Origin of the sequence: Rickettsia endosymbiont of Proechinophthirus fluctus (assembly GCF_001602635.1) — a bacterium.
Classification (GTDB): domain Bacteria; phylum Pseudomonadota; class Alphaproteobacteria; order Rickettsiales; family Rickettsiaceae; genus Rickettsia; species Rickettsia rickettsii.
The window spans coordinates 116,082-136,441 of record NZ_LECS01000001.1 but is presented as its reverse complement, the minus strand read 5'-3'; the positions used below and the strand labels follow the sequence as shown (position 1 = coordinate 136,441).

Below are 20,360 nucleotides of genomic sequence, written 5' to 3'. Positions count from 1 at the left end.
ATACGTTATATCTGTTATATTTTCAATCATTAGAACAAAATTCTCTTGTAATTATAAGTTAAGATAAATTAACAAATATATTGCTTTTTATTAACTTATTTATTATAATGCCCAACGTTATGTACATGAAATTTTAATTTAAATTGAGATATTTGTAATGAATAAGTTAACAGAACAACATTTACTAAAAAAATCAAGATTTTTAAAATATTCTCTGCTTGCCTCTATTGCAGTAGGAGCTGCAATACCTTTTGAGGGTATAGCGATGAGTAAAGAAGCATTTCGTATCGATCTTAGTAATAAATTGTTGAATCACGTGTCACAATTAAACGGACACAAAGATACGACAAATACCCCGAAGCAGATAGGAACAGTAATTGTACCGGAACCAGAAATAAACACATATACCCCATCTGAAATAAGAGAAATGAAAATATCTAACAAACTTAAGGCATCTAATCCATTAAAAGATGTTCCTATAGAGGATCATTATAAAGTGGTAGCACGTAGTAAGTCTGATATCGGGAAAGCAAGAAAAGTACGATCAATTACTAGATGCAAAACATTTGCAAGCATTGAAAAAACAAAACAAAGTCAAAATACTTATACTTCTGAGTCGACAGAACAAATGCCTCAAAAACCGGAGATTATAATAACAGCGTCTTCGCCTACTGTTAGCCCAGCTTCAAATAGTTTTATCACTGCACCTAATACACCAAATACTACCCTGACATCACCTGAACAATATACTACGGCACCTGGTACTCCATCATCAACACCGGCGACTCCGTATCAGCCTACTTCAGATTCTAAACCAAATGATAGTTTAGGAGCTAATACACCACCAAACATAAACACAAACTCAAAGGCAGCACGAAGATTATCGTTTAGCAGTAGCGACCCGCAACAACAGGCAGTGCAATCTAGCTCACAGGTTAAATCAGAAGTTCCTCCGAAGCCAACATTTATACCGTTGCCTATAAAAAAAGGCAGTACTGAAATTGTAGCAGGAATGGTAAGTAATATATCACGAGTTAATGAGATGATAGGAATCAAGTTAGCTGAAGTAACACAGGCTATTAAAGGTACCACAGGTAAAAAAGATAAAGAACGATTACAGAAGTTGTATACGCAGCTAACTTCAACACAAAAAACAACAGAAGTACTCAAGTCAAGAGCTGAAGAGATAGAAACAAAAATCAAAATAGGTAAAAATAAAGATAAAATAAAGAAACTTGAAAAAGAGTTAACAAGTAAAAATAATAAAGCAGATAGATTATTTCAGAAAATAGAAAAAATAGATATTCCAGCAAATAAAGTTTCGATAAGATCGCAGGAAATAGTTCCGGTTACAACGGCGTCAACCGAAGTTAGTGCGTTTCAAGCACAGCAAGCAAGAATTAATGAGGCTCGGCAAGGTATATTTAATAAAAATAAATCAAGTGGAGATAATGTAAGAAAAAGTAGTGCTGGAACAAAAAGAGAAAAGAAAAAACAAGAAGCACAAAAGCAGTTATCAGAAATAAAGAAACAAGAAAAAGCTATAAAAACGGTATCAGATAAAGCTAAAAAAGTAGCTGCTAGTGCGAAAAAAGAAACAAGTAGAACTGCATTACGAGCCATGCAAGATAGTGATTCTGAACAATTAAATAAGATAGAGGAAAATCTAAAGTTATTAACTCCTGTTGTTTATAATAGTTCTACCGGTCCTACTTATAAGCAGTCGCCAAAAGCAAAGCCAACTATGCCATTAAGTCATGGGGTTCAGAGAATTTTAGATGAACAACCAGAGGATGAAGAGGGGTACTTAGTGCCAATAAAAGTTCAGCAGCAACCTTATATAGTAATATTGCCGAATCAAGAAATAAAGGACCCTATTCCAAGTCATCCAAAAGATATTTATGAGGCTAAGGTTTCACAATACATTAATTATTTGAATAGCATACAGCCAAATCAGTCAAATCAAGCTCAAATAGATAGTGTAATAGATAGTTTAGCAACAGAAATGAGAAAGTTTAGTGCGGATCAATTTAGTCAAAAATTAGGTGAGATTGCACATCTTGCCAGTATAAAGGCATATGAAGGTTTGTTCAAGAAATTATATGAAATTCAGCAAGCTAGAATTCCAGAAACTCAAAAAGTATATGAGCAAGCGGAAATATCTCAGTCTTATGCAGAGTATGAAGAGAATTCAAGAAAAAGCAGTACTCCAGTATTATCACGCTCGTCTTCAGCTAAAAGTGTAATATCATCAAATTTTGAAGAAAAATCAGCATTGTTACAAACCATAACTACAGATGAAAGCTTGAGATCTGACAACAATTGGAAAAATTCTGCACCATATTCTTCAAGTCCAAAGCTTAATAAAAGAGGATTAGAATATTTAGATTTAGCTGGCGACGTGTTTGTTCAGAATCTAAAACAATCTGATACGTTAACTATAGAAACTCTTGATTTAATAACGCCAACACAAAATACAACTGTTGCTAAAAGTGACTCATCGAGGAAAAATAATGTAAGTGGAAGTATTCCGGAGATACAACAACTGCAATCAGAAAAAATGCGTACAGAAACTTTAGGTGTGCAGGATGATCTAGGGCTAGATTTACATTATGCACCTCAAGAAACTTTAACTGAAGAAAGTACCTATTTAGTTTCTAGTAAGAAAAAACAAGGTAATATAATAAAGAGAGCTGTATCAAAAGTAGAGTCAATTTTGCACACAAATTATTCAGAGAACAGAAAAAGGAAAAGAGATGGAGAAACCTCAAAGCAAAGAACAGTAGATCAAGAGGGAGAATTTGGCCACGCTTGGGGAAATGAGAATCATAAGGAGTCTAGTTTAAGTGTAGTTAGTGGGTTCACAAAAAAGGCAACTCAGCTTATAAGCCTTTTAGATGCAAAGAGAACCGCAATACTGCAAACAACCAGTCCTTCACAAAGAAAATCACTTAGTTTAGTTTTACAGGAAATAGAAAATGATTACCGAGAAGCAATTAAAATCTCTCAAGAATTACAGCAGGTATTAATATGCAAACCGGAAGATATAAAAGCTTATAATGCAAAAGCAGAAAAAAAATTGGATGCTATTAAAAGCAGAGCAGATAAACACTTTGATAATATAGAAACAGATGTAGATATTGGATTTAATCCAAATGGGGGAAATAGTCATTCTATGCCGACTGCTAATATGGATAGCTTACCAAAAAATTTAGCTGTAACCCCACCTATAAATGTAGGGTCACTATATAACTCTCCGCAAGCTCAACAATTTCGAGAAGATCATAAAAATATTATAATAAATGATAGATCACAAGGTAGACTAAATTTGGTTGATAGTACTATTAAAAAAGGTACACAGCCATTATCTAATTTATCTACTATATATGAGTCGGTTAGTGATGAGAATTTAGCATCAGAAACAATATATAAGACAGAGCAACCTAAGTCATCTATAAGTTACACGAATACTAGTAAACAAAAATTACCTATACCATTATTCAGAAGTGCTGAGTTTGACAAGAAATTAGAGTATTTGGATTTAAAAGATAAACTATTAGAAGTAGAGGAAGCTAGAATAGTTAAAGAAAAGCAAGCTATTGCCAAATTGAATCAATGTCAAGATCCAGAAAACCTAGAATTTAAGCGGTTAGCTATGGAAGCACTAGACTTATCTTTAAAAGAATCACAATTAAAAGAAAAAAGGAAAGCCATAGAAGCAGAATTTTCTTTAAATGAAAAGTCTTCAAGCACAGATGTATCAATATTACGTTCCTATTCAATTGATGACATAAGCAGTGTACTTAGTGATGCAGAATCAAATCTATCCCGTTCACCTTCGGTTAGTGGCTTAGAGGATTTAAACAATTCTAATGTTATGCAATTAGGGGAATTAAAATCTAAACATGAAAAAATAGCCAATGATTATAATAAGGAATTGGAGTTAGATACTTTAAATAAAGAAAAGATTTGGTTAGAAGGGAAGGTAAAGCATCTAGATACTGAATCTAAACCTAAGGTAACTGAGAGTAAGCCGGTATTTTCATGTTCATCTTCAGTTGGTAGCATAAACAGCTTCTCTAATGATGATGATTTGAGTAGTCGTGATGTTGTAACTCCGGTAGATACTCTAAATATAAAAATTAATAAAGATTATGTAGATACCTATATAAGAGTATTAAGCAATAAAATACAAAAAATAGAAGAATTGTCTGGCTCAAGTTCTAGAAGTGAGGAACTTAATCATATTGAAGAAGCAATGGCTTATATAAGTAATCGTATACAGGATGTAGAGGAATTAGATGAAAAAATGCTTTTAGTAATAAATGCACAATTACAAGAACATGATGAAAAAATTTCTTCGTTACTTCGTGAAGAAGCTACAGATATTCTTGCTCAGTTATTGCTACAAGAAATGTTAGTGTCGGATGGTAAATCAGAATCTACCTTACCTGCAGGAGATGAAGAACAAGAAGACACAGAAGTAAGTAGACAATTATCTTCATTACCTGCACTTGCATCAAGTAATGAGAGTGCATTAGCATTAAGTGATGATAGAGAAAAGGAATGTTTAGCATTAGGCGATGGTAGCGAAGATGAAGAAAGTTATGATTCAGGGTTTGAAGAGGAAGAAGAAACAATAGGGCAATTATCCGATTCCGATGGGGGTAATCTTAAAATAATGGAAGTTGATACGGTTATTCCTCTTGAACAGGAAGCAAAAAAAGAAATGCAAACGCAAATTTCAGAAAACGCTCCTACTTTAAATCAAGCGAAAGTTGTTAATACTATTGTAAATAATATGATTCGTAACAGATTAGATGTGAATATGTCTAATAATATGGTAGCAGTGGGAGCCGGTGATGAAGAAGAGTCTCATATAAAAAGAGGTTTGTGGATGCGTGGTATGTACGGCACTAATAATCATGGACGCGTTGAGAATATGACCGGTTATAGAGGTACTAACAAAGGTGTTACTATCGGGTTCGATGCTGAAATCGACAATAATATCGTAGGTATAGCTTATAGTAATGTTCATTCAGTATTTAAATTTAAAAATAGTAAAAATAATGATAAAGAACTTATTAATAGTCATGTGGTTTCTATTTACGGACAAAAAGAATTACCGAAGAATTTTGCACTACAAGCTTTAGTATCTGCTTCTAAAAACTTTATTAAAGATAAAACAACTTATTCATATGGTGATACTAAAATTAAAAGTAATGTAAAACATCGTAATCATAGTTATAATGCGGAAGCATTACTGCATTATAATTATCTTGTGCAGGGCAAGTTCGTTATTACCCCGAATGTCGGCTTAAGATACGGGAAGTCACGAGACGGGGTATATAATGAAACCGGTATTAACGTACAAGAAATAGCTCTTACAATGAAAGAGAATAATATATTGTCCGGAATTGTCGGTACTAAAGTCACAGTACCTTTAAAAGATGCTCTAAAATTTAATAATTTAGGTCTAACATTCCAAGGAGCGGTAGAACATAATTTTAAAGAGAAAACCCAAAGAATAAATAGAGTTGTTAAAATATTTGATAATACATTTAAACATAATTATCTAATACCGAAGCAACCGAAAACATCCTATAATTTAGGAACGGGTATTATAGGCAGTATCAAAAATACTATTATTGCGTTGGGTTATAATTATTATCTAAATAAACATTATAGAAGTCATCAAGGTAGTGTTAAGCTTAAGGTAAACCTATAATTTTTATACTTGCAATATTTGCAAAGGTGTTATATAAAACTTCTAACTTAATGTCATGCCGTGGTCATAAGCAACGGTATGACTAACTATATTGCTTACTTTAAAATTAAGGCCCCTTCGTCTAGCGGTTAGGACACCACCCTTTCACGGTGGGAACACGGGTTCAAGTCCCGTAGGGGTCACCATTCTATATTTTCCTATAATATAAGATCTTAAATAATCAAAACTATAAAGCACCACCCTACCAACTTTGTCCATGGGTTATTTAGTTTACATGCTTATATGGATTCTACGGAAAATGATATTGTAGAGTTTGCTGTAGAAAAAGAAAATAATGAAAAGGTCAAAACCCGAAATGAACAATTGAAAGACTGGAGCCTGAAATAGGTAGATATTACTCAGTAGCATATGTAAATGAAAAAGTAAAACAAATTGTACTTATCTATCGAGGTACTACATTTGAAAAATTAGATTTGCTCAAAACTAATTCACCGTTTAAAGCTCATTTTAAAAGTATTTTAGGTGGACAGATAGTGGCCAGCAAGCGGTGGCATATGAAGCTACAAAGGAGATTACCAAATATGCTGAAGAGAATAATTATAATTTATCTTTCACAGGTCATTCTTTAGGTGTATGGCTCGCAGAGCTTAGTTTATATTTTGCTCATAGAGAGATTTTCATTATCCAAAAGCAAAGGCAATCACATTCGATAGCCCGGGTTTAGCTACAGAAAATCTTTAGCCGCAGATGTATGTATAGCCATGAAACTACCTTTGACGTAAAAATTTTAAATATAACAACTTATTTATCAGCTCCAAATTTTGTAAATGTCTGTAATCCGCATATTAATAAAGCACTTGATATTTATTACCTTTAGCAAGCAATCTAATATATAAAAATGCTACTGCAACGACATTTGGAAGCTTCTTAGAGGTAATCGATCAACTTATAAGCGGTAATATTGCAACCGGACAATTTTTAGATGTTTATAAGCATTTAGAAAATAATGCCGCACAAGGTTGCCCATCAAAAGAGATCATAACCCCTGAGGGAACATTTGAACTTTCTTACAAAGGTCATTATCGTATAAAAGAAGTAAATTTGTCTGTAGATATAGCAAATACAAATAATAAGGGCAGTAGTGATTGGTATCTAGCACAGTTGAGCAAATTGAGTATAGATAGAAAAGAAATACCAAATTTAATAAAACAATAGTTAAAAGTAATAAAAGAACTATATGAAGCTCAATATGGCAAATATTATATCTTTACAAACTTACCTAAAGTTAAAGTAGATGACTTAAGAGAGTAAATTTTAAGGTTAATTGAAGTTATAATTTGATTGTCCATAATGAAATATTACAACAAATAGAAGAAACTTTAAACTAAAAACGATTTGTAACAATTAGTGCTTTCGCTGGAGCCGGTAAAATCACTCTAGCTATAAAATATGGAGATAGATAAACACAAGCGAAAAAGAAAATAGTACGTTTTATTAACGTAGATTCTGCAGACAAAGTCCTTGAAGCATTATAGACAACTTGTTAAAGAATTTACTATTTACATAATAGATGAAAAGGAAGAAAATATAATAAGATTAGTCCATGAGAGGATTGCTAATTTAAATTCAGCTATATTATTTATTTTTGATAATGTTGAAGGTCATAAAGATATAGAGCCTTATCTTAACAGTATAATTAATATACTTAATGATAAGGTATAAGTGATAATTACTACTAAAAATAATAATTTAAGTGATGATATAGAAAATATTATATTAGTAGAGTCTTTTAGTAAAAAAGAAGCGATATTATATTTAAAGAAATCTCTAAAAAATAGATTAAACAAGAAAGATATTGATAAATTAGTAGAAGACTTTGGTAGTAACGATGCTGCATCACCTTATAGGCTATCTAAAGCAGTAGCATATTTAAAAGCAAATTAATTACTTAAAGTAAATGATTACATTAAATTACTTTAAAAATAGCAAAGATGATCATATAGAAACCGTTTTATTACTACAATTATTAGAAAAATTACCTTTAGCTTGGCAGATATTTTACAATATTCTGCAGATTTAGACCCTGAGTTTATCAGTATAGAGATTTTCGAAGAATTATTTTTAATAGATAAAGAAAAGCTACAAGAACCTATAAAAAGGTTAGAAGCATTATCGATAATGAATCTAACATACCAAAATAGACAAGCCGGCTTACAATTACATAGATTAATGCAATTTATAACAAAGCAATATATAAATAAAATAAAGAACATGCGATAGATGAAAAAGAGATTTATACAAGACTAGCAGAAATCTTAGATGATTTATTGCCAATATTAACAGATGTTCCAAGTGAAAACTGGGAAAATTCTAAAATATTTTATCCCCATGTAGTAAAAATATTAAATGATGATATTGAAATGGATAAATGTAGAAAGGCAAATTTTTATCAAAAAATGGGTTATTATAATGAATATATATTTGTAAATTTAAAGAATCGTTAAAATATTATAAGAAAGCTTTAAAAATCGATCAAGAATTAGTTCATCCTTCTTTTATTGCTAGCTCTCTTAATAATATCGGAGTGATTTATGAAAATTAGATAATACATACGAAGCTATAGAGTTCTATAAACAATCTTATTTAATGTACGTCAAACTTTAGGTTTAGGTCACTACAAGGCTAAAAACTTATCTCAAAAAAATTGCACCAGAATTTATAAAAAATAATGAAACTAGGGAGTTTATATTATAAAGAGGCGATTTTGAGGAAGTTACATTAGAAATTAAACAAAAAATATAAAAGAATGTTTTAAATAAAATATATATTAATGTTGCTAAAGATAAGTGGAATAGTAAGTTCTCAATCTTAGGAAATTGGGGATGCAAGTCTATTTAGGTGATAGATATTTATAGTAAAACAACTAAGAGTTTTATCTGACCTTAAAAATATAGAAATAGCTAAAATGTTATGTTTTGAAGCGATTTGCTTAGGAGCGATTAACAGCTCTAGCAAAAACTTCACTTGTGTAAAAGAATTTGTTAGAGCCTATCCTGAATTAACAAATAAGATAACAAACGAACATCCTGAATATTTTATTGATGGCTCAATATTACGGATATTTAATGATGAAGCAATTTTAAATAAATTGCTAGTTAGTGGTTAGTGTGGCTATGTAGCTTTACCCTCATCCTGAGGAAAATAAGATTTATCCATTAAATTTTTAGCAATGTTGCTTTCTGAAAGCTTAACTGATTGAAAATATTCGGATACAAGTTTTATCACTTCATCACAAAATTCATCTTGTAGCTCTTTACTTGCGGTTGATTTTTGGTTTTGCATTAACTGTATAGCATCAGATTTTTTATGCTCTAAAAATTCTTCAATTTCTTTAGTTTTTTCTTGAATGATTTTCTTGGTAACTTCATTACTTTCTTCTATCATTTGAGAGCGTAAAGTTTCTAATTTCTTTATTTGTGCGTTGGTGTGTTTAAAGAGCAAAGCAGCATCTTCTTTTAACTTTTCAGTTTGTAGAACTTTTTCTTGGACTTCTAAAATCTTAGCATCTAAAGAATTTAAAATGGCTTTTTTTGCCGGTCTATAAACTAAATATAAAAAAATTATAAAACTAACGGCAAGCCAGAAGCTCTCATCTAGGAAATTCATTATTTTACTTTTATATTTTGTAGTAAATTCATATCTGCTTTAGTGCCAGCTATTTTTTCAATAATATTAACGGCAAGCTTTATGATTGCTGCGCTTTTATTAGTTCTAAATTGCTTAGCAGCTAAATTTATATCTTCAATGTTTTGATTTATAGCGTTTTTTAAATCTTGCTCTAGATTCTTTTTTTTAATTAAAAATTCTGATTCTAAAGAGTCTATTTTTTCTTTTTTTAGTCTATCTATTTCAGCATTTGTTTTGTCTATTTCCTCGTTATAATATTTATTTAGCTTCTCTACTTCTATGGTCAATGTATCGGCTTGTGTAATATTATCTTGAATATTTGTCTGTCTATTATTAAAAATTTCTTCAGCTTTTGGAGTGATAAATTTATAAACAAAGATATACAATAAGCCGAAAGTAACGATAAGCCAAAAAATTTGTGAATAATAGGTAGCAATATTAAATTGAGGCATCTTATTTAAAAATGAATTTTAAGAAAAAATAAGTAACATAGCAATTACAAAGGAAAAAAGTCCCATTGCTTCAGCAAGACCTGCACCGATCAGAGCCATTCTTTGTAAGTTTTCTGTAGCTGAAGGGTTTCGTGCTATTGAACTAAGTAGAGAACTAAATATATTACTAACGCCTAAAGCTGCACCGTACATGCCGATAGCCATAAGTCCTGTACCAATAAATTTTAAAGAAACCATGTCCATAAAAAACTCACTTTTAATTAATCAAAAAACTTTATCTAATTATCTGTATAATAGGCTTTTTGTACAACGAAGCTAATAAAGAGGAATTTGCAGAAAACACGAAGCACAGAACTGCAGAGTACAAAAAAGTACGTGAGGATTCAAGCATCGGATTGACGTACAAATTACCTTTAGAAGCAAGTTGTGCAAAAAGTCTAGTGTAAATTAATAGCATCATTAAGATACATACAAGATAAAATAGTAAAAATATAAGCTTGAAGTATTGCAACAAAAATTTCAAACCCAATTAGTATCACCATAATAGGGATTGGCAGAAATTTCAAGTAAATCATTAATGACACGGTAAAACCGGCTATTACTTTTAATAAAACATGTCCTGCCATCATATTAGCGGCAAGTCGCAATGATAAACTAACCGGTCTTGCTAAATATGTAAATAGTTCAATTACTATCATCAACGGTGCTAACCATAAAGGAGTACCATGCGGTAAAAAAAGGGTTAAAAAACGTAAGCCGTGTTTTACAAAACCAACTATAGTTACTATTAAAAATACTAGAATTGCCAAGGTAAAAGTAACGATAATATGACTAGTAGCAGTAAAGCTATAAGGTGTCATACCAAGTAAATTACAGAGTAAAATGAAAATAAATAAACTAAAAACTAACGGAATAAATTTACGTCCTTTTACTCCTATATTCTGATTTAACATATCAGCTACAAGATTATAAACTATTTCAGCACTCACTTGTAATCTAGAAGGTACTAATTTCCGGTTATGAAAAGCTAAGTAAAAATAAGTTAGAGCTAAGATGCTAGTAAGTAACATATAGATACTCGAATTAGTAAAGCTGACGTCAAAACCGAACATTTTGATGTCTATTAATTTTTTGATATCAAATTGTGCTAAAGGGCTATGAGTCATTTCCTTACTTTTTATTATTTACTTTTTTCTTTATAATGTTAAAGCCGGCAATCATTCCTATTATTGTAAATATAATAAGAAATAAAGGTTTAGAATTAAAAATTTTATCCATAAATATTCCGATTACGACACCTACCATTGTACCTGAAACTAAATCTACAGCGATAGTGAATGGGCTAATTTCTTGCCGAATTTTAGGATTAGAAAACTTAGGAGTTGTTAAGTCTTTAATTCTTGCTTTGATATCTTTTAGTTTTTCCGTATTCATTAGTTTATCTCCGTCATTGCGAGAAGACGCCATAGCCGTCGACGAAGCAATCTCAGGATATTTAACGAGATTGCCGCACAATCTACGACTGCTCGCAATGACGATCTAAATTACAAGCTCATTTCATTTTTTGCTTTTTCTTTCTGCTCCTCTAAAGCTTTATCAATTGCTGTGGAAATATTATCTATGCTATAACTTCCTGTTTGTACTCCGTTAACGAAGAAAGAAGGAGTACCTATAAATTGGGGTGCTTTTGCTACAAAATTGGTATTAGCAATTAGTATTGCAGTAATTTTATCATTATTTAAACATTGTTTATATTCTTCCGGAGAAATACCGCCAAGTTGTCCTATATCAGTTAATAATTCTCTGTATTTATTGCTATATGCCCACTTATCTTGTTGTATTAATATGATATTATGAAGTTGTGTAAAACTATTTGTATCCCCCTTGCAGCGGGCTAAAATTGCAGCATCTAAATCTTGTTTAGTAGCAATAAATTCACGAACCACATATGCAATTTTGTTAGTATCAATATATTTTTTCTTAAGTTCCGGAAAAATTGTTTGATGATAATAAGCACAATGTGGACAGGTAGGAGAAAAATACTCAACTACTATAACATTTGATTTTTTGTTACCAAGAACCATATCATTATCATCAACTTTAAAAGTGACTTTAACAGCTTTTATTGCAGGATTTTTTTGTTTGTATGAAGCCGGCGTTGATACTTCATTAGTCTGATTATTATCATTAGCAGGAACTATTGATGCAGGCGTATTTTCAGAATTTACGGCTTCCTGATTCGTTTCTTTAGAAGTTTCGTTATTTTGAGTTTCGTGCTCTATTATTTGTTTTTCCTCATGGTTCTTATCTTGTGCTTTTTCTTCTGAACAGCTACTCAAAAATAATAAAAATATTAGTATAGTAAAAATACTTCGCATATTTATTCCTTTAACTTATTAATATTATTTACAATAAGATCGTATCAATTTTATTTCAATAAAAATCTCTACTTTATAATAAAAGAAAAATGTGCTATGCTATAGAAAATAGTAGTCTAACATTAAGTTCTTAGGCACTAAAACCACTACGGAGGAATTAATAATGGCAAATACAACACAATCCGAACAAAAATCTGAGTTTAAAATAGGGCAGAGAATTGTCTATCCTGCACATGGAGTTGGTGAAATAACAAATATAGAATATCATACTATTGCAGGTACTGAAATTAAAGTATATGTAATTTCCTTTTCGCAGGATAAAATGACATTAAAAGTGCCTGTTAGTAGAGCTGCGGTTGTTGGTCTTAGAGCGGTTGCAAGCAGAAAAGATTTAGATGTCATATATTCAACTCTTCAAGGTAAACCAAAACAAGGAAATAGAATGTGGAGTAGAAGAGCCCAAGAATATGAAGGCAAAATTAACTCAGGTAATATTGTAGCTATAGCCGAAGTATTACGGGACTTACATAAAAATGTTGATAATGATCGTTCTTACAGTGAAAGAACACTCTACGAATCAGCTTTAAATAGACTTGCAGGCGAGCTTGCTATCCTTGAAAACATCCACCCAACCGAAGCAATTAATAAGTTAGTTGAAGTATTGCGTGAAAAATTAGTAGCATAGTTATACTCGTTCAACTTGAAAAATTGACTGTGTCGTTTTTGTAAGTCCTCGGATGCTCACGTGTTAAAAGTATATGCTCTGCTCCTCGGCTTACAGGCTCCTTGCTCTTTTCCAAGTTGAGCTTCGTATAGCTACTCTTCATTTACTCGGATTATATTTTTATGGATTGGCTGTAGTCTACGACTACTCGCAATAACGAAAAAGCTGATCCATGCAACAAAGCAGACTTGATCACGAACATTTTAATTACTCTACTAACAGATAATTCATCCGGAATTTCTCAAGGGATGTATTAACTACATAGTCAACAAATTCTTTTAATAATTTTGGATCTGTTACTTCCTGTCCTTTATCGTCACGAGCAGTTAAAAGTTTTGAATTAATTTTTTCAAGAACGCCTTTCTTAATATCATCAATATTATGCGTACCGTCTAACATTTCTAAAATATATTTTTCATGTATCGGTATACCTACCATATCGTTAAGTCTATTAGTGACGCTAAACACGCTAGTTACATTATTAAAATATGCTTGTTTTGCTTGATATCTTGCAAATTCGCTAGTTTTAGGTTTTTCGGTGATAGTTGCTATAGCATGAGGTTTTGTCTCAAATATTTTGAGATAACCTTGAAAAATGAATATGATAAAATGCTGTTCTAATGCTGCTAAGAAATCTTGTAATTGATATTTACCAAGCTTTTTAAAAGCTTCTTTTGCTACTTGTTCTAAGCTTATCGGATTGCTAATATTTTCGGCATATACATATAAAATAGCTTTCATGATCGGCGAAGTGGTTGAAATAAAAGGCTCAGGTAAATTTTCGTAATAGAAGCTAACATTTTCCTGTTCGTTAGTTAAATCAACAGCTTTTTCTAGAATTACCGGTCTAATATTAAGGCTAGTAAAAAACTCTTTTAAATTATTAAATTCAATTTTTCTGTTTATAGGTATGTTTTGATGACATAATAATGTCGAGCGGAACTTTCTATTAGTGATAAAATCCATATATTGCTCAGTACGAACAATATCATTAACTGCTTGTAGCTTTTCTGCTGCCTGAGTAGGTAAATTACCGATAAACATTGCAGTAAGCGACGTATCACCTAAGTAATTTAGATGATTTTTTTGAGCTTTTTCTATGAATTGGTGAAAATATATACCTGTATTAATTTCGCCTAAATATTCATGTAATACATATGAGTCCGTATATGCAGATAATAATTTTGTTTCATCTCGTAAGAAATTAGAATAAGGCGTTGTGGAGCTTTCTAATGAGTCATTGATGAACTTTAAAAGTAATTTAGCTTGCTGTAATTTATCATGGCTAGTATTAAATAGCTCTGAATGGAACATAATCATTTCACGTATTGTTCTCTGCATATTCCAGCCCGGGAGCGTATTATAGCTTACAAAAGCTATGCCGTTCGGATTTAACAGTTTATTACAGACTTTGAGTATTTTATCTTGTACTTCTTCAGGTACCCATGAATATACGCCGTGACAAACTATGTAATCAAACTTACCGTATGACTCATCAAGGTCCAATATAGATAATGCCTTTAGTTCAGCATTTTTTATTTTCAAATCACTGATAATTTTTTTACCTAATTCTATTTGTGTTTTGGATAAGTCAACACCTAGAGATTGTGATTTAGGATATGTTTCAGCAAAGTTAAGCAGATTAACACCGATTCCACAACCAAGTTCAAGTATTTTAGCAGTTTCAAGAGGTGGAGGGTTTAGCCCGAATAGTTTGCCGATAGTTCTTAAATAAGGTGGGGAGGTATAACTGAAAGTAAATGGAGAATAAGGTACTTCATCATAGGATATTTTATTAGCTTGTTTTGTCATAGTATTTACATAAATTAAAAATCAATTTTAAGCAGTTTCAAAAGATTAAGCAATATATTTATATACAAAAAACTTTAAATTTAACTAATGCTCATATAATATGTAAGTGAAGTGCAATTTTATTTTATGAAAAATAATAATAGTTATTTTGGTTTTTTAAGAGGTGCGATAAAAATCAAGAAGGATGAAATTTTTCTTGTGAATCTGATTGGGATAGTGCTCCATTGTATGGATCAGAAAATACTCTTGATGTCATTCCCGCTTTTAGCGGGCGTTGTTACATGGTGTGAGAAAAGTGTTCAATGTCATTCCTACGGAAGCAGGAATCCAGCATAAAGTGAGATAAATCGAGCTTTTAATTTCAAAAATTTGCTGTATTTAATACTTTTTTTCTGGATTCCTGCTTTCGCAGGAATGACATTATTAAACAAACTATAACTTAATCAATTGTGCTTTAGTTGCAAAATTTTCTATTCCCTCTAGATTGGTAGTGGTAACCCATAGTTGCATGTTTAAGCCGGTCAAAAATTCGATTAAATATTGACGTCTTTTGTCGTCTAAATGCACAAAGACCTCATCTAAAAGTAAAATCGGTGCTATTTTAGTTAGCTTTATAGCATAATTCATTTCAGCAAGGATTATTGCAATTAATATAGCTTTTTGTTCACCGGTAGAACAGAATTTGGCTAAGATATTTTTCTTTTGATGCTTTACTAAAAAGTCACTTTTATGCACTCCAAAACTAGTGCGACCAAGTAGTTTATCTTTGCTTCTTGTTTGATAAAGTTCTGCAGTAATAAAACTAACAATATTTTCTTTGCCGTTTAATATTTTTTGTTCAACAATGCCGTCAATCGATAAATCGGCTTTTGGAAATTCATTTTCAAGGTCATCTATTGCTTGCTGCATAAATTCTAAGGTTTTTAAGCGATTATTAGCGATATGGTTAGAAATATCAGCCATCTTTTCTTCAATAATTTTAAGCCAATTATCATCTCTTATATCTTCTACTAGAATTTTATTTCTCTCATGCATGTAATATTCGTATTTACTAACTAGCTCTGCATGCTTTGGATCAAAATTATAAACTATTCTATCAAGAAATTTTCTTCTATCATTGCTACCGCTTGTAAAGATTCCTTCCATGTGTGGAGTCAGCCATACCATGCTAGTGAATTTACTTAACTCATTATTGGCTATTTTACTTTCGTTATACTCAGTTATCCTTCTATTAGAACTACGTTTAAATTGGGTGGTAAATTCTGCAAGTCCTAGCTTACTTTGCAATAGAGCTTTAACTAGACAATGATCTTCTGAAGTTTTGCATACATTGGCAAGTTTTGCTGATCTCAGCCCTCTTCCTGGATAAAATAGCGATATAGCTTCTAAAATATTAGTTTTACCGCTACCGTTTTCACCTATTAAAATTATTGGTGTATTATCTGTTTTTAGTTCAAGTTTTTTAAAATTACGATAATTCTCAAGACTTAAGGAATGTAGGAAGATATTTTTCATTTTATGAAAGAATAATAGTTAAATTATTGATACGTTGCATTTATACCGTCTAGAAATTGCCATAGTAGTTTTGCTCCTTGATATGCTAATGTTTGTTCTTCTGAGTTTAAATTATTAATCAAATTTGCACATTCTTGTGTATGCCATTGATTAACTTTACTATGAACAATGAAAAACTGTAAAGTTCTGTAATCTGAATTTCCATAAAATTTTTGTAATCCTTGAATTTTAGAGTCAGATACTTTAGGAGTCTGACGCTCATAAGCATAAAGTACTCCAAGACCTATAGAAAAAGATTCTTCTGTTAATTTAATAATCTTGAACAAGTTTTTGAGTTGAGTCTAATTTAGGTTCTGAAGTGCGTTGGTTTCTTAAACATCCAAGTCCTTTAGCAAAACGTTTTCATAGTTCCGGGTGATTTTCTTCACCTTGTTCTTCTTCTATAAGATTACCAAGTAATATTTGTCTAGCTTGTATATCACTACATTTGGAATGTATTGCACTTAATATAACGTGGGAAAGCTGTAACGTGATGATATAATATTCTTTTGTGTAAATTTGTAAAGTAGAATGAGTAAGTTTTCCCATATGCCATAATTGAAAAATGGATGATTTAAGAGGTTATATTGCTCAAGATTTTTATATTAAGCTGTTCTAAAAATTTCATCTTACCTCCTCTTAGTAAATTTATAAATCTGATCATTGTTTGTTTTATCTATTATTACAGAATGCCATTCTGCTAAAAGATTAAGAGGCAAAAAAGTATCTCCATCATAATTTTTATTTATTTTTGTAAGTAAAAATTCATCAATAAGATTTTGTTCTAGGAAAAGAGTTGCTATTTCTGTCCCTCCAACCATAAAAATTTTTTTATCAGTAAAAGGTTTTATTACCTGCCAAAAATCATCTAAGGATTTAATAAAAAATATATTATTATAAGATTGTAATGGTGTATTTCTTGAAAAAACAATACAAATACAATGTTTTAAAATCTTTGTGGGTATAGAGTCAAAGGTTTTTCGTCCCATGACTATAATATTATTTTTTACCGTCTGATAAAAATATTCAAACTCCTTAGTATAAGACCAAGGCATCTGACCTTTATTACCTATCACCCCTTGTGGGTCACATGCCATTATACCGATGATTTTTCTATTTTTCATAAGATATAGTTAATCATATGGTCTGTTACAAAAAATTTTTGATGCTCTATAACATTATGCACTCGTAAATAATCAACTACGTTTTCCATTAAATATTTTGATATTGCTATTATTTCTAAGTCTCTTTCCGATGCTTTGGAATTATAAAAAGCGGAAATATAAGATTTTCGTGAGTGTCCTAACAATATCTCACATCCTAGATTTTTAAATTCTTTAATATATTGTAATATATAAATGTTGATAAACGGATTTTCCAAAACCAATTCCAGGATCAAGAATGATATTTTTTCTATCAAATCCACATTTTTCTAATTTTGTTATTTCTTGCTCTGTCTATATATTTAAGCTAGTAAGTGGAGATTTATCGAAATCAAGACATTTTTGTTTTTGCGGTGGAACGGTTAATGAATGCATAGTAATAATTTTACAATTATAATCGGCAATTAATCGTAATGTATAATCATCTAGATTATTTTTAACCAAGTTGATATAGGAAATAGGGTATTTTTTTAAAACATGTTTAATTACTTCAGGAGATCAATACTGACTATAACTTCTTTTTCCTTTATAACTTCCTTAAGCTCTTCAAGAACATTATTGAGCCTTGCATATTTTTCATCTTCATTAATAATTAAAGCAGAAGGACGTGTTGATTGTGATCCAAGCTCAATTATTGTAGCCCCTTCATTATGAAAACTCAATCCTCCATCAGAAAAAGAATCAGGAGTAATGTTTAAAATACCGACAAATTGAGGATTTAAAACAAGAGAGCCTATAACTCCTTGATTTTCAATTAAATGTGCTATTTCTGCAAAGGTTTTATTGTTGTAAAAATTATTGATCGGACATGAATAACGACATTCCAAGCTTAAACCTGCAATTTAGATGAATAAGAAACGGTTTGTTTAATAATTCAGGATGCGGTATCTTTAAATCAGGTAAATCTATATGGCAATTATTCCAAAGTATGATATCTAAGTCAATAACTCTTGGAGACCATTTATCGTAAGAGCTTGCTCGACCTAGTTGTTTTTCAATCTTTTTAAGCTCAATTAGAAGTTTACTAGGCGTTAAAGTACTTTTGCCATGCACCACCATATTTAAATATGATTTATCCCAAGCTTTATCTGCATTAGGTTGTAGAATAGCTTGTGTTTCAAAAATAATAGCTTGCTTAAGCGATATAAAATTACAACTTTCTAGTGAATTTAGAGCTTTTTTAATATTTAAAAGTTTATTACCTAAATTACTGCCTATAGAAATATAAATCATAGTGTCTCCTTTCCTGAATAAGAAAAAGAAACTCCGCCATGTACTCCTGAAACCGGTGATTTTAATTTAGTAACGGTTACGTTTAGAAAAATCTTTTCTAATTTAGATTCGATAAAATTTTGATAAATAATATCACATATATTTGTGCGGCTAAATACTCGATAAGATTAAAGTGATTTTCTTGAGAAAGTTTTTGTACTAGCCGTACGATTTTTGCATAACAAACAGTATCGTTTATATTATCCGTTACAGTAGCAAGGGGAGGAGTTGAGAGAAAGAGTTTTATGTTAATTTTTACAGGTTGAGTGTGGTGTTTTTCTTGAGTACTGCAGCCAAGATGTACCCAAGTTATTAGTTCCGCAATATTAAGTTTACATGAATAATTTAAGTTGAAAGCTTGATAGCTATCATAGTATTAATGTTAGTTTATAAGCTCTTTATAAAAAGATACAATAGTTAAATTGATATACCGCCACTTTTTTTAAAGCCGATATGAGCTTTTTCAAGTTTTTTAATAAGTCTAGGTGAATATGATTTAATTTCTTGTTCCTTGCCGCCTTCATATTTTTTAGCGAGTTTCATGCCCCCTTTGATCATATTATAAGCGAAGTTCATTAGCTTTGTTTCGCCTGCTATTCTTTTTGGGTTCATAAACATATAAATTTGGTAAACGGCAAAGCTTTTTAATAAACGTTTTAAGTCTATTCTAGCTTGTTTGGTTAAACCTTGTAATTTGTCTTTTGGGTTTGTAAGGTTTTTATTAGCATCTCTAACTATTTTAGAATGCTGATGCATTAAATAATTACTGACTTCGGCAACATTCTTGTTAATGAGCTTCTCATCCATTTTAAGCATTTTAAGCTTTAAGTTTTGAGTTTTACCTAAATACTTACGAATTAATAAGATAATCCGACTTTGCAGTTGAGTTAAATCCATAGTTTGTTCATTTAAGATAGAAAGCATGCGTTCCATCTCATACTCAAATTCTTCATTTTGGCTTAATTCTTCAAAAATTTCCTCTACCTCTTTACTTTCAAGTACAAGATCGTCACTAATACCCATTAATGCATCTTTTATTTGATCAGCAATTTTTTTGGTATCTTCGGAAAATTGATTATTTGTCATAATCTAATTCATCGTTAAATATAGCTATTTTTATACTAGCACCACATTTCTGCTTGTCTATTAAAATTGTATTAAGAGATATTAAATTTTTCTCATTGAGGCTAACTCTGAGGAATTATAACAAGCACCTAACATATTGCTAGAATCTTCATTATTATCATAATATGGTCTAAATGAAGAATTAAAGTGTAAATCATCGAACTTAAGTAAAGGTTCTTTAAAGTATGAATCATGTGACCGGTTTGTCGTAATATTCGTATAATTAGTTTCTAGTTTTTCTTCTTTAAATTTTTCTGCTAAATTTTTATATTTTTCAGTTTTTTGTATAAATTTAAGTTGACTACACGGTGAAGAAATTATTGATGTTAACTCTTTAGACAAATCATATAATATTCCATAAGGTTTAGGTCTTCCTTGTTCTTCTATGAGAGCTTTCGTATTAAGACAAAATACTTTTAGTGAATCTTGCAGACTTTTTTCTGATATATCTAGATTATATTGGTT

The 20,360-nt window shown here is 30.8% G+C and carries 23 protein-coding genes, 1 tRNA gene and 3 pseudogenes; 9 read left to right on the top strand and 18 right to left on the bottom strand.

The genetic code is table 11. The annotated features are described in order from the left end of the window. The first annotated feature begins 157 nt into the window (after positions 1-157). From BG75_RS00685 to BG75_RS00650, 7 genes and pseudogenes are all read left to right on the top strand, one after another. Complete coding sequence (locus tag BG75_RS00685) at positions 158-5,728, top strand: autotransporter domain-containing protein (RefSeq protein WP_062811065.1); 5,571 nt, start codon at positions 158-160, stop codon at positions 5,726-5,728. 110 nt (positions 5,729-5,838) lie between these two features. Further along, a tRNA-Glu gene (locus BG75_RS00680) sits at positions 5,839-5,913 on the top strand. 1,336 nt (positions 5,914-7,249) lie between these two features. Continuing rightward, positions 7,250-7,450 (top strand): hypothetical protein, encoded by a 201-nt coding sequence (locus BG75_RS09255; protein WP_252903542.1) that lies wholly within the window; start codon positions 7,250-7,252, stop codon positions 7,448-7,450. Next, positions 7,451-7,672, top strand: a complete 222-nt coding sequence (locus tag BG75_RS00665) for a hypothetical protein (protein WP_062811153.1) — start codon at positions 7,451-7,453, stop codon at positions 7,670-7,672. It begins immediately after the preceding gene. Between the two features lie 102 nt (positions 7,673-7,774). Then, a complete protein-coding gene (locus BG75_RS00660; RefSeq protein WP_012150252.1) occupies positions 7,775-8,008 on the top strand; it encodes a hypothetical protein in 234 nt (77 codons plus the stop codon). Between the two features lie 140 nt (positions 8,009-8,148). Next, a pseudogene (locus BG75_RS00655) lies at positions 8,149-8,330 on the top strand (tetratricopeptide repeat protein). Between the two features lie 363 nt (positions 8,331-8,693). After that, positions 8,694-8,894: a hypothetical protein gene (locus tag BG75_RS00650; RefSeq protein WP_062811064.1), complete on the top strand. Its 201-nt coding sequence runs from the start codon at positions 8,694-8,696 to the stop codon at positions 8,892-8,894. 5 nt (positions 8,895-8,899) lie between these two features. On the opposite strand, the gene BG75_RS00645 is transcribed toward BG75_RS00650, so the two are convergent. The 3 genes from BG75_RS00645 to BG75_RS00635 are packed head-to-tail and all read right to left on the bottom strand — an operon-like array spanning position 8,900 to position 10,110. After that, a complete protein-coding gene (locus tag BG75_RS00645) occupies positions 8,900-9,394 on the bottom strand; it encodes a F0F1 ATP synthase subunit B (protein WP_062811063.1) in 495 nt (164 codons plus the stop codon). Further along, positions 9,394-9,867, bottom strand: a complete 474-nt coding sequence (locus BG75_RS00640) for an ATP F0F1 synthase subunit B' (protein ID WP_062811062.1) — start codon at positions 9,865-9,867, stop codon at positions 9,394-9,396. The genes BG75_RS00645 and BG75_RS00640 overlap by 1 nt, the downstream gene beginning before the upstream one ends. An 18-nt stretch (positions 9,868-9,885) precedes the next feature. Beyond that, positions 9,886-10,110: a F0F1 ATP synthase subunit C gene (locus BG75_RS00635; RefSeq protein ID WP_010976714.1), complete on the bottom strand. Its 225-nt coding sequence runs from the start codon at positions 10,108-10,110 to the stop codon at positions 9,886-9,888. A gap of 20 nt (positions 10,111-10,130) precedes the next feature. On the opposite strand from BG75_RS00635, the pseudogene BG75_RS06760 reads away from it, so the two are divergent. After that, a pseudogene (locus tag BG75_RS06760) lies at positions 10,131-10,292 on the top strand (palindromic element RPE1 domain-containing protein); the annotation flags it as partial. 12 nt (positions 10,293-10,304) lie between these two features. Here BG75_RS06760 and BG75_RS00630 read toward each other — a convergent pair. The 3 genes from BG75_RS00630 to BG75_RS00620 all read right to left on the bottom strand — a co-directional run bounded on the left by BG75_RS00630 (position 10,305) and on the right by BG75_RS00620 (position 12,245). Then, entirely contained in the window at positions 10,305-11,033 is a 729-nt protein-coding gene (locus BG75_RS00630) for a F0F1 ATP synthase subunit A (RefSeq protein WP_062811061.1), read from the bottom strand. A 4-nt stretch (positions 11,034-11,037) separates the two neighbouring features. Then, complete coding sequence (locus tag BG75_RS00625; protein WP_062811152.1) at positions 11,038-11,301, bottom strand: AtpZ/AtpI family protein; 264 nt, start codon at positions 11,299-11,301, stop codon at positions 11,038-11,040. Between the two features lie 110 nt (positions 11,302-11,411). Next, positions 11,412-12,245, bottom strand: a complete 834-nt coding sequence (locus BG75_RS00620) for a DsbA family protein (protein ID WP_062811060.1) — start codon at positions 12,243-12,245, stop codon at positions 11,412-11,414. Positions 12,246-12,408: 163 nt separating this feature from the next. Here BG75_RS00620 and BG75_RS00615 point away from each other — a divergent pair, with 163 nt between their 5' ends. After that, positions 12,409-12,930: a CarD family transcriptional regulator gene (locus tag BG75_RS00615; RefSeq protein ID WP_010976718.1), complete on the top strand. Its 522-nt coding sequence runs from the start codon at positions 12,409-12,411 to the stop codon at positions 12,928-12,930. Between the two features lie 246 nt (positions 12,931-13,176). Here BG75_RS00615 and BG75_RS00610 read toward each other — a convergent pair whose 3' ends face one another. The 12 genes and pseudogenes from BG75_RS00610 to BG75_RS00560 all read right to left on the bottom strand — a co-directional run bounded on the left by BG75_RS00610 (position 13,177) and on the right by BG75_RS00560 (position 20,237). Next, positions 13,177-14,781, bottom strand: coding sequence for a methyltransferase regulatory domain-containing protein (locus tag BG75_RS00610; protein ID WP_014273109.1), 1,605 nt, complete (start codon positions 14,779-14,781; stop codon positions 13,177-13,179). 432 nt (positions 14,782-15,213) lie between these two features. Then, positions 15,214-16,296, bottom strand: coding sequence for a DNA replication/repair protein RecF (gene recF, locus BG75_RS00600; RefSeq protein ID WP_062811058.1), 1,083 nt, complete (start codon positions 16,294-16,296; stop codon positions 15,214-15,216). Positions 16,297-16,319: 23 nt separating this feature from the next. Continuing rightward, positions 16,320-16,622: an iron-containing redox enzyme family protein gene (locus tag BG75_RS00595; RefSeq protein ID WP_062811057.1), complete on the bottom strand. Its 303-nt coding sequence runs from the start codon at positions 16,620-16,622 to the stop codon at positions 16,320-16,322. 76 nt (positions 16,623-16,698) lie between these two features. Then, on the bottom strand, positions 16,699-16,884 hold the full coding sequence (locus tag BG75_RS08060; RefSeq protein WP_062811056.1) for a hypothetical protein: 186 nt from the start codon (positions 16,882-16,884) through the stop codon (positions 16,699-16,701). 80 nt (positions 16,885-16,964) lie between these two features. Further along, the gene (locus tag BG75_RS00585) at positions 16,965-17,459 is read right to left on the bottom strand and encodes a dihydrofolate reductase (RefSeq protein WP_062811055.1); all 495 of its coding nucleotides are present in this window, start codon (positions 17,457-17,459) and stop codon (positions 16,965-16,967) included. Next, a pseudogene (locus BG75_RS08910) lies at positions 17,456-17,738 on the bottom strand (dihydropteroate synthase). Before BG75_RS08910 ends, BG75_RS00585 begins: the two are co-directional and overlap by 4 nt. 54 nt (positions 17,739-17,792) lie before the next feature. Further along, positions 17,793-17,942, bottom strand: coding sequence for a hypothetical protein (locus BG75_RS09250; RefSeq protein WP_252903541.1), 150 nt, complete (start codon positions 17,940-17,942; stop codon positions 17,793-17,795). A 41-nt stretch (positions 17,943-17,983) separates the two neighbouring features. Further along, positions 17,984-18,325 (bottom strand): dihydropteroate synthase, encoded by a 342-nt coding sequence (locus BG75_RS09245; RefSeq protein WP_252903540.1) that lies wholly within the window; start codon positions 18,323-18,325, stop codon positions 17,984-17,986. Then, positions 18,294-18,731 carry a 2-amino-4-hydroxy-6-hydroxymethyldihydropteridine diphosphokinase gene (gene folK / locus BG75_RS09240; protein WP_252903539.1) on the bottom strand — a complete coding sequence of 146 codons (438 nt, stop codon included), beginning with the start codon at positions 18,729-18,731 and terminating at the stop codon, positions 18,294-18,296. Before folK ends, BG75_RS09245 begins: the two co-directional genes overlap by 32 nt. A gap of 97 nt (positions 18,732-18,828) precedes the next feature. After that, positions 18,829-19,083 (bottom strand): dihydroneopterin aldolase, encoded by a 255-nt coding sequence (locus BG75_RS06745; RefSeq protein WP_252903564.1) that lies wholly within the window; start codon positions 19,081-19,083, stop codon positions 18,829-18,831. Between the two features lie 104 nt (positions 19,084-19,187). Then, a complete protein-coding gene (locus BG75_RS00565; protein ID WP_062811053.1) occupies positions 19,188-19,856 on the bottom strand; it encodes a DUF5394 family protein in 669 nt (222 codons plus the stop codon). An 81-nt stretch (positions 19,857-19,937) separates the two neighbouring features. Further along, positions 19,938-20,237 (bottom strand): hypothetical protein, encoded by a 300-nt coding sequence (locus BG75_RS00560; RefSeq protein WP_062811052.1) that lies wholly within the window; start codon positions 20,235-20,237, stop codon positions 19,938-19,940. Positions 20,238-20,360 lie beyond the last annotated feature (123 nt).

Excerpts from the sequence above, each read along its gene's own strand:
- BG75_RS00685 (WP_062811065.1), top strand. The coding sequence starts at position 158 with ATGAATAAGTTAACAGAACAACATTTACTAAAAAAATCAAGATTTTTA.
- BG75_RS00650 (WP_062811064.1), top strand. The coding sequence starts at position 8,694 with ATGTTATGTTTTGAAGCGATTTGCTTAGGAGCGATTAACAGCTCTAGC.
- BG75_RS00645 (WP_062811063.1), bottom strand. The coding sequence starts at position 9,394 with ATGAATTTCCTAGATGAGAGCTTCTGGCTTGCCGTTAGTTTTATAATT.
- BG75_RS00640 (WP_062811062.1), bottom strand. The coding sequence starts at position 9,867 with ATGCCTCAATTTAATATTGCTACCTATTATTCACAAATTTTTTGGCTT.
- BG75_RS00635 (WP_010976714.1), bottom strand. The coding sequence starts at position 10,110 with ATGGACATGGTTTCTTTAAAATTTATTGGTACAGGACTTATGGCTATC.
- BG75_RS00630 (WP_062811061.1), bottom strand. The coding sequence starts at position 11,033 with ATGACTCATAGCCCTTTAGCACAATTTGATATCAAAAAATTAATAGAC.
- BG75_RS00625 (WP_062811152.1), bottom strand. The coding sequence starts at position 11,301 with ATGAATACGGAAAAACTAAAAGATATCAAAGCAAGAATTAAAGACTTA.
- BG75_RS00620 (WP_062811060.1), bottom strand. The coding sequence starts at position 12,245 with ATGCGAAGTATTTTTACTATACTAATATTTTTATTATTTTTGAGTAGC.
- BG75_RS00615 (WP_010976718.1), top strand. The coding sequence starts at position 12,409 with ATGGCAAATACAACACAATCCGAACAAAAATCTGAGTTTAAAATAGGG.
- BG75_RS00610 (WP_014273109.1), bottom strand. The coding sequence starts at position 14,781 with ATGACAAAACAAGCTAATAAAATATCCTATGATGAAGTACCTTATTCT.
- recF (WP_062811058.1), bottom strand. The coding sequence starts at position 16,296 with ATGAAAAATATCTTCCTACATTCCTTAAGTCTTGAGAATTATCGTAAT.
- BG75_RS08060 (WP_062811056.1), bottom strand. The coding sequence starts at position 16,884 with ATGGGAAAACTTACTCATTCTACTTTACAAATTTACACAAAAGAATAT.
- BG75_RS00585 (WP_062811055.1), bottom strand. The coding sequence starts at position 17,459 with ATGAAAAATAGAAAAATCATCGGTATAATGGCATGTGACCCACAAGGG.
- folK (WP_252903539.1), bottom strand. The coding sequence starts at position 18,731 with ATGATTTATATTTCTATAGGCAGTAATTTAGGTAATAAACTTTTAAAT.
- BG75_RS00565 (WP_062811053.1), bottom strand. The coding sequence starts at position 19,856 with ATGACAAATAATCAATTTTCCGAAGATACCAAAAAAATTGCTGATCAA.